The organism is Luteococcus sp. (genome assembly GCF_043424415.1).
Lineage (GTDB): Bacteria > Actinomycetota > Actinomycetes > Propionibacteriales > Propionibacteriaceae > Luteococcus.
Genome location: NZ_JBHWOO010000055.1, coordinates 13661 through 26091, shown reverse-complemented (window position 1 = coordinate 26091; position 12431 = coordinate 13661). Strand labels below are relative to the sequence as shown.

The window sequence follows — 12431 nt, the reverse complement described above, 5'->3', positions numbered from 1 at the left end:
CATGAAACCGGACACTGCGCTGATCACGGGAGCGACGCGCGGCATCGGCCGTGCCGTCGCGATTCGCCTGGCGCGCGATGGGTATGACATCGGCTACTGCTACGCCCGAGACGATGAGGCGGCCGCTGGCCTGGACAGGGAGATTCATGCTTTAGGTCGGAAGTCCTGCGGGTTCACCGCCGATGTGGCCGATCGTGACGCGGTGCGGGAACTGGTCGAGACCGTGGAGGACGCGCTAGGTCCCGTGACTGCCGTCGTGGCGTCGGCAGCCACGCTGCGAGACAAGCCGGTCGCGCTGATGAAGGCCGAGGACTGGGATCGTGTGCTGCGCGTGGACCTGGGAGGTGTCCACCATGTCTGCCAAGCAGCGCTGGACACGATGATGCGACGACGTCGCGGCAGCATCGTCACGATGTCGTCGCTTGCTGGTCTGCGCGGGAACGCCGGCCAGGCCAACTACGCCGCTGCGAAGGCCGGCATCATCGGGTACACGAAGAGCCTGGCTCAGGAAACGGGCCGCTACGGGATCCGTGCGAACGTCGTCGCACCGGGTTTCATCGCGACAGACCTCGTGGAGGGTCTGCCTCAGCACCTGCTCGACCAGGTGCGAGAGCGAACCGCGCTCCGGCGCCTCGGCACCCCCGGCGAGATTGCCGACGTCATCGCTTTCCTGCTCTCGGACCAGGCGTCATTCATGACGGGCGAAGTGCTCACCGTCGACGGCGGGATGCAGTGAGCCGACGATGACCGATTCCTCCCACACCAGCGTGTCCCCAGTAGCCCCCGCTCCTGACGGTCTACCCACAAGGAACGTTCTCGCCTTCATCGCTATCGCTCAGCTTGTCATATCCCTCGACATCATGTTGGTGAGCATCGCTCTCCCCACGGTTCAGGTTGAGCTGGGCATGGCCGACAATCAACGCCAGTGGGTGATGGCCGGGTACTCCATGACCTATGGGGCGCTCGTGCTGGTCGGTGGACGGCTGTGCGACTTGATGGGGCAGCGCCGCGCGTTCATTCTCGGACTTGTCGCTTTTGGGCTCGCGTCCTTGCTAGCGGCCACCGCGAGGTCCTCGGATGCTCTGATCGCCGCTCGCGTGGCGCAGGGCGTCTCGGGAGCCATTCTCTCTCCGGCTGCGCTCTCAATCGTCAACATCCTGTTTGTCGAGCCTCGGGCGCGTGCACGAGCGCTCGGCATCTACAGCGCGGTCGGGTCCAGCGGCATGCTGCTCGGCTTCGTGCTCGGCGGAACCATCACCCAGTACCTTGGCTGGCGCTGGGTCTTTTACCTGACGGTGGCCGCCGTTGCCATCGCGCTCACCGGGGCGCTGAACGTCGTCCCGCAGATCCCGCGCCACGGAGAGAAGCACTTCGACCTGCCTGGCGCAGTCCTGTCTGCGGGCCTGCTCACGGCGATCGTCGTGCTGGCTTCACAGGTGCAGACCCGCGGACTCACTGATACCGTCGTGCTCGCGCTCGCTGCCGGTCTCCTGGTACTGGCCGCCCTGGTCTGGGTGGAGAGGCGAGCTGCTGTTCCTCTTCTGCCGCCGGAGCTGTTTGCGGCCCGCCACCGGGTGGGCGCCTATATCGCCAATCTGAGCGGGGTGATGGGGATGTTCGGCCTGATGCTCCTGCTCACCTATTATCTGCAGGAGCTGAGGCATCTCGGGCCCATTCGCGCGGGCGTGGGCTTCCTCCCGCTCGTCTTTTTCCTAGCCATCGGAGCCACACAGATCGCCGGTCGCTTCGAGAAGGCCCCCGCAGGTCCAACCATTGCTGGCGGCTACGGGTTGGCGACTGTCGCCGTCCTCGTCATGACTCGTCTCCAGGGCACGTCCGCGGACAACCTTCTGCTCCTGAGCGCTGCGGCACTGCTAGGCCTCGGGCTCGGCATGGCCTTCACGACTTGCACAGCGCAGGCAACGGGTGGGGTGGACCCGGCCTACGCCGGAGTCGCCTCGGCAATGCTCGGCGTCGTGCAGATGATCGGCGCTGCCCTGGGTTCTGTGGTGCTCAACGGCGTCAGCGTCACCGCTACCCGCGCCTACCTGGCGCGCCACCCTGGTGTCCCCGCCACCAGCCACGAGGCGGTTCTAGCAGGTTATGTCCACGCCCAGTACTGGGCAGCCGGACTGCTGGTGGTCGGCATCATCTCTTCACTTCTGCTCATCCGCTCCGGATGGAAACCGCCCTCGGTACACCCGGAGACACCAGGCGCAATTGCCTCGTCCGCGGACGCTCTTAAGAGTCCTTGAGGCCCACCAAGAAGGAGAATCATGACTTCACCAACCAGCCGCGTGCCGGCCAGCAAGACAGAGGACTTGGTGATCGACGCCAAGGGCCTGGTCAAGACCTTTGGTAAGACGAGAGCCCTCGACGGGTTTGACCTGTCGGTGCGCCAAGGCGAGGTGCACGGCTTCCTGGGACCGAATGGAGCGGGCAAGTCCACTACCATCCGGGCGCTTCTTGGTCAACTGCGTCTGAGCGACGGACGGGCCTCCATCTTCGGTCAGGACTGCTGGCGGCAGGCGGTGGAGATCCATCGCAGGCTCGCTTACGTCCCAGGAGATGTAGCGCTTTGGGACAGCCTCTCGGGCGGAGAGTGCATTGACATACTGATCCGCCTGCAGGGGGGAGCTGATCAGAAGCGCCGTAACGAGCTCATCGAGAAGTTCGACCTGGACCCCACGAAGCGGACCCGGACCTACTCCAAGGGCAACCGCCAGAAGGTGGCCCTGGTCGCGGCGCTGAGCAAGAATGCCGACCTGCTGCTGCTGGACGAGCCCACCTCCGGTCTGGACCCGCTTATGGAGGACGTTTTCCAGCAGTGCATCCTGGAGGCCAGGAATCAAGGAAGCACGGTGCTTTTGTCCAGCCACATCCTCTCTGAGGTCGAGAGGCTGTGCGACCGCGTCACCATCATCCGCCGCGGGGTCTGCGTCGCCACTGGCTCGCTCGCAGACCTGCGCTCCTCGACGAGCACCATGGTCGCCGCCATCACGGAGCGCCAGCCGGAGGGCTTGAAGGAGCTCCGCAGCCTCTCGGGGCTGGACGAGAGTCAGCAGGACGACGGGCACCACGTGCGTTTCCACATCGGCCAGGATGACCTGGGAGGCGCCATGGCCACGCTCACCCCAGCTGGGGTACGGACGCTGACCGTCGAGCCTCCCAGCCTGAACGACCTCTTCCTCTCCGCCTACGAGGACGACGGTGAGATGCCCACGAGCATGTCCAGCGGAAAGGGTCGGGCATGAAGGGCACCTGGCGCATCCTGCGCCTGATCTGGCGCACCTCGCTGGTGAGCATCCTGGGAGCCGTCGTCACACTTACCACGCTGCTCACTGCGACGGCACTGTCGGTCAACCGGCTCTACCCCGATGATCGCACCCGCAAGAGCTACGAGGTGATCGTCAATAGCTCACCCGCCACCGTCATCTTCCAGGGACGTGGCTACGATATCGGCACCGGCGGCGGGATCCTCGCCCAGCAGATGGCGATCCTGACGCTCACGCTCTTTCCTATGGTCATGGTCTGGACCGGTGTCCGGTTCACCCGCGGCATGGAAGACAAGAACTACTTCGACGTCATCACCTCCGGCACTGTCGGGCGAGTGGCCCCCGTTGCGGCTGGCTTGCTGGCCTCCCTCTCCGTGGCAGTGACAACAGCGCTGGCGTGCTTCATCGCCTTGGCCGTGCTGGACTATGACAAGGTTGGATCGGCTCGCTACGCGATCCTTCTCGCCTGCGCGATGATGGCCGCGGCCGCGGCCGGCACCACAAGCAGTCAGATCTTCCGCCACAGCCGCGAGGCTCTGTTGACTGGTTTCGCCATCGTGCTGGCCTTCTTCCTGCTGCGCGCCTGGATCGACCTGAAGAACTACTCCCAGGTATGGAGCAACCCGGCCTCGTGGCTCGCGGAGGCCCGTCCCTTCTCTTCCAGCCCGGTCTGGTGGCCTCTCCTCTCCTACCTCGCCCTGCTGCTGGTGCTCACGGGCGTGACTCTCTTCCTCGCTACCCGGCGAGACCTCGGTGGTGGCATCATCGCGCCACTCGAGGGTCCAGCGGCCGCCTCGCCGCTGCTGAGTAACCCCGTGGCGCTGCTGGTCCGGCTCACCTACCGCACCGCCCTGGCCGTAGCCGTGGGAGGCGGCGTCGTGGCATTCGTCTTCGGCCTGTTCGCAAAGCAGATGTCCGGCCAGGGACAACTTGACGCCCGACTTGTGCTCATCATTCAGCTCGATGTCCTGTTCGCCTCGGCCGCCGGCGTCCTCGCTGCCTCGACCATGGCAGAGGAGGAACGATCGGGGCGTGTCGGTCGAGTCTTGGCCGAGCCAGTCGGCCGTACCAGCTGGAGCCTCACCGGTTTGGGTGTGTCGCTCGCCTGGTCCCTGGCTGTGTTGCTGGTGTGTGCCGCCCTCACCGGCGCTGGCTTGTCGCTGTCCTACCGTGACTGGTCTCGCCTTGCTCAGTCTCTGAGCGACGCGGGGGCATATGTCGCCCCAGTCGTCTTCCTCACGTGTCTCGCGATGCTGCTTGGTGCGCTGCGCCCCCGTCTGGTCCTGTCCACCTGGCTGCTGGTCGCCTGGGCCGCGATCGTCACCCTGCGTGCCGACATGCTGCGACTGGGCTCGGCCGCGCGCCACTTCTCACCGCTGGAGTGGATGGGCCACGTCCCGCTCGCAGCGTGGGATACCCGTGCTGCCGCCGTCATGGCCGTTCTCAGTCTGCTGATGGCCGCGGCAGCACTGCTGATCTTCCGACGCCGCAGCCTCGTCGCTGGGTAGCCACCTTCCATCGTCACCCGATTGTCACAAGCCTTGGAGATCGTCATGAATTCACGCCCCGACCCGTCGATCGCTGTCGTCGGCATGTCATGCCGCTACGCCGGCGCCCAAAGCCCGCAGGAACTGTGGGAGCTCTTGATGCGCCGCGAATGCACCACCACGCCAGTGCCGGGAGATCGTTGGGATACCACCCAGCCTCTGGACCCTGACCTCGATGTTCTTGGTGTGGGGAGTTTCCTGCCCGACGTGACAGGCTTCGACGCGACCTTCTTCCGGATGTCTCCGCGTGAAGCTGACAACGTCGACCCCCAGCAGCGGCTCGCTCTGGAACTGGCGTGGCAGGCGCTCGAGGATGCTGGCATCGTGGCGAAGTCCCTGCGGGACAGCCGCGTCGGGGTGTACTTCGGCGCGGGTGGGATCGACTACGAGCACATCGGGTGGGATGTTGGGGCCCCCGTCAACCAGCACACGGCTCCAGGCCTCGCCCTGGACATGATGGCCGAGCGAATCTCCTACTTCATGGGTCTACGGGGCCCCAGCCTCACGGTGCAGACGGGGTGCTCCTCGGGCCTGGTCGCGCTGCACCTCGCCTGCCAGGCGCTCGCCGCAAGGGAGATCGAGGCGGCGATCGTGGGCGGCATCAATCTGATCCTCGATCCCTGGGGGTTCCGCAACCTTGGCCACTTCGGCGCCTTGTCCGCAGACGGTGTCTGCCGCCCGTACAGCGCCCTGGCCAACGGCTTCGTACGCGGTGAGGGCGGTGGGGTGGTGCTGCTCAAGCGGGCCGATGAGGTCGCACCCGGCGAGCCCTGCCACGGCCTCATCGTCGCAACAGGAGTGAACAATGACGGTGGCGGCGACTCCATCGCCGCCCCCAGCCCAGAGGGCCAGGCTGCCCTGTACCGCACCATCTACTCCGCGCACCCGGAGCTCCTTGATCGCCTCTGCTACGTCGAGGGCCACGGAACCGGTACAAAGGTGGGCGATCCGGCGGAGCTGAAGGCTCTGGGTGCTGAAGTGGCGACCCGGCGCTCTGAAAGCTCCCCGCTCCCGGTGGGTTCGCTCAAGGGCAACATCGGTCATCTTGAGGCTGGTTCCGGTATTGCGGGGTTGGTGAAGTGCCTAGCTTCCCTGGAGCGCGGTCAGGTGCCACCGACACTCACGACAGCGGAGCTCAATCCTGCAATCGACTTCGCCGCCCTGAACGTGCGCGTCCTGCAGGAGCCCTTCGAGCTGCCCACGAACGAACCGGCCTACCTGGGAATCAACAGTTTTGGCTGGGGTGGTACCAACGCCCACGTCGTGGTGCGTTCTGCGGACAGGGCGCGCGTCATCAGTGCTGCGCCGACCTCGACTGGCCCAATAGTTCTTCCTATCTCCGCCCACTGCGACGAGGCGCTGCGGACCCGCGCGAGGGACCTGGCTGAGACTGTCGCGAGCCGTCCTGACGATCTCGCCAGGATCGCCTCGACCCTGGCCTGGCACCGTGACGCCTTACTCGACAGAACGACGGTGATCGCCACGTCGGCATCCGACGCAGCGGACAAGCTGACAGCATTCGCCGAGGCCCAGGATGACATCGCTGACGTCATGACGGGTCGCGCAGCCGAGGTAGGTCGCACCTGCTTCGTATTCCCTGGGCAGGGCTCCCAGTGGCGTGGAATGGGCGTCGACCTCATGAGCGAAAGCGCCGTCTTTGCCCAGACGATGGACGAGTGTGCTGCTGCCCTCCTGCCCGAAGTTGACTGGGACCTGCGGGAGGCGCTAAGAGGCCAGATCGAGCTGGACTGGGAGGCGCCAGAGGTCGTGCAGCCGATCTTGTGGGCGATGGCGCTGGGCATCTTCCGGCTGTGGCGACAGGCGGGCATCTGCCCAGACGTTGTCGTCGGCCACAGCCAGGGTGAGATCGCAGCGGCGACCGCTGCCGGCATCCTCACCGTCGAGGACGGTGCAAAGGTGGTCGCACGCCGCGCCAAGATTCTCAAGTGTCTGACCGGCAAGGGCCACATGCTGTTCGTGGGTGCTAGCGCCGAAGAGACCCAGAAGCAGCTAGTCGGCTTCGAGTCGAGCATCTCCGTTGCAGTCATCAATAGTCCCACGAGCTGCGTCGTCTCTGGCGAGAAGGACTCGGTCCTAGTGCTCAAGGAGCTGCTCGATATCGACGGGATTTACTGCAAGCTGGTCAAGGTGAACTACGCCTCCCACAGCCCACAGGTGGATGCGGTCGTCGACGACATCACTGCAGCGCTGGCCGACATCTCGCCGCGACCGGCTCAGATCCCGATGGTTTCGACCGTGACGGCTACGCCGGTCTCTGGCCCGGAACTCGACGGTGCCTACTGGACCGCGAACCTGCGCAGCCCGGTCCGTTTCGGCGAAACCATGGCAGCGCAGATGCGCAACGGCGTGACCCATGTGATCGAGGTCTCGTCTCATCCGCTGCTACGCCAGCCGCTCGAGGAGGTAGCGGAGACTCAGGAGCAGAGCGCCGTCATCCTGACCAGCATGGAGCGCGAGGCGGGCCAGCTGCGCGACGTGCTCGCCGCCCACTGCCAGGCGTGGACGCGTGGTCTGCCGGCGCTGGGACTCGTGCAGGACCTCGGTGCCACGTCACTCCCCGTCTATCCGTGGCGCCGAGAGCATCGCTGGTTGCACGGTTCCGGCCGGGTTAACACGACTGACGCTCCCATGCTGCCATCGCGCACAGAGCAAGGGACCTGGGTGGGCCGACCCCAGCTGACTGAGGCCGCCATGCCTTGGGTCCGAGATCACCAGGTGACGGGCACGGTCGTCATGCCAGGCACAGGAATCATCGACATCGCGTTGCGGGGCAGCATCGAGCGCATGGAGCAGCGCCACACCATGCTTCGACAGATCGAGTTCCTGTCTGACCTCACCTTCGGTGAGGAACCGATCGTCGCCGAGGTGGCGTGGCGCGAGGAGGATGCCGGTTGCGCCGCATTTGAGCTCTCCGAATACGACGCACTGAGCGGAGCCTGGGGAACCGTGAGCCGCTGCCGTCTCTCCAACGAGGGACCGGAGGAGCTCATTGACTTCCCGGAGTGGATGACCGAGCTCGCTCCGATGGAGCCAGCCGAGGTGTACCAGCGCGCCGCAGATCGCGGCATCGAGTACGGGCCGACCTTCCGTGCCATCCAGAAGCTGTGGCACGTGGGCTCGGAGTCGCTGGCACTTTGCACCGTACCGCCAGATACTCCGCTGCAAGCCTTCGCTCACCGGCTCCACCCTGCCCTCATGGACTCGACGCTGCAGGCGGCACTCCCGGCTGTCACTCACGACGGACCTGTGGTTCCTGTAGCCATCGATGCCCTGTACCTCTCGCCTGAGATCGGGCTCCACCCCATCACAACGGTGTTCTCCTACGCCCGCGTCGAGGGTGATCTCATCGACATCGACATCTACGACGAGAACCGCCAGGTAATCAGCCAGGTCCGCGGGCTGCGGATGCAGGTGCTCGACGGCGGCAGTTCCACGACGCTCGACAAGGCTTTCCGCATATCGTGGGAAGCAACGCCCCTGCCCGAGACCACGGTGGAGGACGAGGTCGCCGTCGTGGACACCCCCGCTTCGGCGGCTCGCGCAGCCGCGCTTCGCGATGCTTTGTCAGCGCAGGGAACCAGCGTCGTCGATGCGTCGGCAGCGTCGATCGTCGTGTTTATCGCGCCAGATCGCGAGGCCGGAGTCGAGAGTCAGCGCGACGCTCTGACTCGACTTGCCGAGGTTGTCCGCGCCGCTTCCACACAGGCGCCTGCTCCGCACCTGGTGGTCATCACGGCAGACGCGCAGGCGGATGCGGAGCCTGACGCTGGCGCCGCGCTGTTCTGGGGATTCTCCCGAGTGATCCGCAACGAGTACTCGGAGCTCTCCGTTCGGATCGTTGACGTCGCGGCCGGTGCAGACGGAATCAGTCAGGTCGTGGCAGAGATCATGCACGGTGGTCCAGAGGACGAGGTCCGCTGGGTCGACGACGAGCGTCAGGCCGCGGTGATCTGCGACGCCCACCTGGTGGACCAGGCCGAGCACCCCGGCTGGCAGGACTGGGCGACCCGGCGTGAGCCGTTCCAACTCGTGACCGACCGCGTCGGTAGGTGGGACGGACTGAAGTTCCGCACCATGCGCCGTCGGGCGCTGGCACCCCACGAGGTGGAGGTGGAGATGCAGGCTTCCGCGCTCAACTTCGCTGACGTTCTCAAGGCCATGGGCCGCTACCCCGGCGAGGACAGGAAGGTTCTGGCTCTGGGGCTGGATGCAGCCGGTGTCGTGGCCCGCGTCGGAGCGGAGGTTACGCCGTCCCTCGTGGGCAGGCGAGTGATCACCTGCGCGGGTGAAGGAGCGTTCTCTTCCCATCTCATCGTGCCGGTTGAGCATGTGCACCAGATCCCGGAGGGAATGAGCTTCGAGGAGGCGGCGTCGCTACCCATGGTCATGGTCACGGCCTGGGAGTCACTGGTACGCGTGGGGCAGCTGTCAGAGGGAGAGACAGTGTTGATCCACTCCGCCGCAGGAGGACTTGGGCTGGCGGCGATTGAGATCGCCTTTTCCCGTGGCGCCACCGTCATCGCCACAGCGAGCACCCCCGAGAAGCGAGAGTACCTGCGCAGTCGAGGGGTGGGGTACGTCTTCCAGTCCCGCAACCTGGAGTGGGTCGAGCCGGTTCGCGAGCTGACCGGCGGTCGCGGAGTTGACGTGATCCTCAATTCGCTGACTGGTCGCGCCATCGATGAGGGCATGGCACTTCTGGCTGACGGCGGACGCTTTGTGGAGGTCGGCAAGAAGGACATCTACTCCGACCGTTCCATCAGCATGGGCCTCCTGCGCCGCGGTGTTGGCCTAGCCTCCGTCGATGTAGCCCGCCTCATGTACGAGCGCCCCGTGACCTTCGCCAAGGTTTTGGCCGAGTCCTGGGAGCAGGTTCAGGCGGGCCGGATCCGTCCTCCCGCGCTGGTTCTGCGCTCCTACGCCGAGACGCCCCGGGCTCTCCGCGAAATGTCTGCCGGATCTCACGTGGGCAAGTTCGTCATCTCTGATCCGGCAACGGTGAACGTCCTGGAGCCCAACCCCCTGCACGAGGGCCGACTGCGGGCCGATGGCTGCTACGTCATCTCCGGCGGACTGGGAGCCCTGGCGCTCTCGCTCGGCCGCGAGATGGCCCAGCGGGGGGCAGGACACATCGCCCTTCTGGCAAGGAGAGGGCCGACTCCGGACGAGCAGTCGCGCATCGATGAGATCACCGCCGCGGGGGCAACTGTCTACCTTCGGCAGGCGGACATCACCGACGAGGCAGCGGTGCGCCGCGCATGGCAGGGGCTTCCGCCTGTGCGTGGCATTGTGCACACGGCCGGCATCCTAGAGGACGCAACCATTCAGAACGTCACCCCTCAGCAGATCGCGCGTGTGCTCGATCCGAAGGTTCTCGGCGCGGAGGTACTGGACCGAGTCAGCCAGGATGAGCCGCTGGAGATGTTCGTCCTCTTCTCCTCCGCAGCCGGCATGCTGGGCAACCCTGGGCAGGGTGCCTATGCGGCGGCCAACACCTATCTGGACGCCCTCGCACGACGTCGCCGCAGCAGAGGTTTTGCGGCCCTGAGCGTCGCCTGGGGCGCCTTTGACAAGATCGGTCTGGCCGCAGCCGATGCCATTCGTGGTGCGCGTCTGTCATCCTTCGGCATGCTGAGCTTCGAGCCAACGGAAGGATGGGAGGCGCTGTTCTCCTTCCTCGAAAAGGGGGAGTCAGAGGTCGCCTTTGCCCCGCTGGACCGGGAGCAATTCTTCATCTCCTACCCGCAGCGCGCACAGCTGCACACGATGTCCTCTCTCGCGGACTTCGGCGGCCATAGCGGAGGCTCCGGTGGGCGCGTCGCGGAGAAACTGCTTGCCCTCGGCGAGGACGAGCGCGTGGCTGCGGCAGCTGAAGAGGTCAGGCGTCTGGTGGGGCAGGTTCTACAACTTGACCCCGCTCAGGCTGGCGATGACATTCCCTTCAAATCTCTCGGACTGGACTCGCTGATGGGCATCGAATTGCGCAACCGGCTCGAGAGCGCCTTCGGCATGCCCTTGCCTGCCACCCTGCTCTGGACCTACTCGACCACCAAGAAGCTGGCCGAGGAGTTGGTCGCGCGAGTGACCGCAGCCCATGAGGCTGAGACCGTCGAGGCGGTCAACGCATGAGCGGGGCGGAAACCGCGGCTGATCCGGCAGCGGTCGCCATGCAGCGGACGCTGAAGGTGATCCAGGCGCTCAAGGAGCGGATCCGTGTGCTCGAGGCGCCAGCTACTGCTGACATCGTCGGCCTCTCGTGGCGCCTGCCTGGCCACGACGACAGCGGTCTTCCGCTGACCTCGGGGAGAGCTCTGTGGGAGTTCTTCGCAGCGGGCCGGGATGCGTTCGGGCCACTTCCCGAGGAGCGGATGGGGCCCTTCGCCAGCGTGTGGAACGAACTTCCCGATCGGGGCGCCTATCTGCACGACGTGTTCGCCTTCGACCCGACCGCCTTCGAGTGCACGCCGGAGCAGGCGGTCGGGATGGACCCACGCCATCGGCAGCTCCTCATGGTCTGCCGGGAGGCGATGGCTCGTGCCGGGTTGCCTCAGGACGGGCAGAACAGTGAAGCAGCTGGCCTCTTCGTGGCGGGTCTTGAGGACGACTACCAACAGTGGTGCCCTGGAGACATCGACTTCGCCTGGGCCAGCGGCAACGGCAGCTCCATCGCCATGGCACGACTCGCATACTCGCTCGGGATCAGCGGACCGGCCTACTGCGTGGATGCGGCCTGCGCCTCGTCGCTCGTGGCCCTCCATACGGCGAGGTTGGCCCTGACACGCCATGAGATCGACGTGGCGGTGGTGGCCGCGGTTAACATCGTGCTGTCACCCAGGGCTCACATTGAGCACCGGATCGCTGGCACTCTGTCAGAACAGGGGAACACGGCCTCCTACTCGGCCAGCGCAGACGGATTCGTGCGGGGCGATGCATGCGTCGCCCTGGTTCTGCGACGGGAGGGGGAGTCGACAGAAGGTGTGATGGGCACGATCCTGGGGGCAGCCGTGAACAACAACGGCCGTGCCACTGGACTGGGAGCTCCCAACATCCTTGTCGAAGCGAACCTGATCCGCGCAGCCCTCGCCGACGCTGCCGTCTCATCGAAAGAACTGTCTCTGATCGAAGGACATGGGACAGGCACCCAGATCGGCGACGCGGTGGAGGTCGAGACTTACACGATGGCCCTGGCCGACCGTGACCAGCCCGTGTGGCTCGGCTCGGCAAAGTCCAATCTTGGCCATGCTGAAAGTGCCGCCGGATTGGTAGGGGTGGTCAAGGCGCTGCTCAGCATGCGTCATCGCGAGGTGGCACCCTTGGCGGGATTTACCCATCCCAACGACATGATCGATGTGGACCGCTGCGGAGTGAGGTTCCCCGCCAGGGTTGAGCATCTGCCCTCAGTCAAAGGGCTGACAGCACTGGTCACCAGTTTCGGCGCCGTCGGAACGAACGCAGCAATTGTCCTTCGCGAGGGCGCTGGGCTGGAAGCCATCGACGCAAATGTCGTAGGTCCCTGGAAGCTGGCGGACTACCGGCCCTAGATGGTTCGGGTGACGGGGAATTTTCACACCATCTAGCCCTCGTCAGG

6 protein-coding genes are annotated in these 12431 nt (G+C 65.6%); all 6 read left to right on the top strand.

All coding sequences use genetic code 11. From position 1 onward, the window contains the following. Position 1: 1 nt before the first annotated feature. Genes fabG through ACHFFZ_RS02995 form a run of 6 tightly spaced genes read left to right on the top strand, consistent with a single transcriptional unit; the run spans position 2 to position 12384 of the window. A complete protein-coding gene (gene fabG, locus ACHFFZ_RS03020) occupies positions 2-736 on the top strand; it encodes a 3-oxoacyl-ACP reductase FabG (RefSeq protein ID WP_394275185.1) in 735 nt (244 codons plus the stop codon). A 7-nt stretch (positions 737-743) separates the two neighbouring features. After that, positions 744-2255 carry an MFS transporter gene (locus ACHFFZ_RS03015; protein ID WP_394275184.1) on the top strand — a complete coding sequence of 504 codons (1512 nt, stop codon included), beginning with the start codon at positions 744-746 and terminating at the stop codon, positions 2253-2255. Between the two features lie 21 nt (positions 2256-2276). Further along, positions 2277-3254, top strand: a complete 978-nt coding sequence (locus tag ACHFFZ_RS03010; protein WP_394275183.1) for an ATP-binding cassette domain-containing protein — start codon at positions 2277-2279, stop codon at positions 3252-3254. Then, the gene (locus ACHFFZ_RS03005; protein WP_394275182.1) at positions 3251-4783 is read left to right on the top strand and encodes a hypothetical protein; all 1533 of its coding nucleotides are present in this window, start codon (positions 3251-3253) and stop codon (positions 4781-4783) included. The genes ACHFFZ_RS03010 and ACHFFZ_RS03005 overlap by 4 nt, the downstream gene beginning before the upstream one ends. A 45-nt stretch (positions 4784-4828) precedes the next feature. Continuing rightward, positions 4829-10972, top strand: a complete 6144-nt coding sequence (locus tag ACHFFZ_RS03000) for an SDR family NAD(P)-dependent oxidoreductase (RefSeq protein ID WP_394275181.1) — start codon at positions 4829-4831, stop codon at positions 10970-10972. Continuing rightward, on the top strand, positions 10969-12384 hold the full coding sequence (locus tag ACHFFZ_RS02995; protein WP_394275180.1) for a polyketide synthase: 1416 nt from the start codon (positions 10969-10971) through the stop codon (positions 12382-12384). Before ACHFFZ_RS03000 ends, ACHFFZ_RS02995 begins: the two co-directional genes overlap by 4 nt. Positions 12385-12431 lie beyond the last annotated feature (47 nt).

Excerpts from the sequence above, each read along its gene's own strand:
- ACHFFZ_RS03000 (WP_394275181.1), top strand. The coding sequence starts at position 4,829 with ATGAATTCACGCCCCGACCCGTCGATCGCTGTCGTCGGCATGTCATGC.
- ACHFFZ_RS03015 (WP_394275184.1), top strand. The coding sequence starts at position 744 with ATGACCGATTCCTCCCACACCAGCGTGTCCCCAGTAGCCCCCGCTCCT.
- ACHFFZ_RS03010 (WP_394275183.1), top strand. The coding sequence starts at position 2,277 with ATGACTTCACCAACCAGCCGCGTGCCGGCCAGCAAGACAGAGGACTTG.
- ACHFFZ_RS03005 (WP_394275182.1), top strand. The coding sequence starts at position 3,251 with ATGAAGGGCACCTGGCGCATCCTGCGCCTGATCTGGCGCACCTCGCTG.
- fabG (WP_394275185.1), top strand. The coding sequence starts at position 2 with ATGAAACCGGACACTGCGCTGATCACGGGAGCGACGCGCGGCATCGGC.
- ACHFFZ_RS02995 (WP_394275180.1), top strand. The coding sequence starts at position 10,969 with ATGAGCGGGGCGGAAACCGCGGCTGATCCGGCAGCGGTCGCCATGCAG.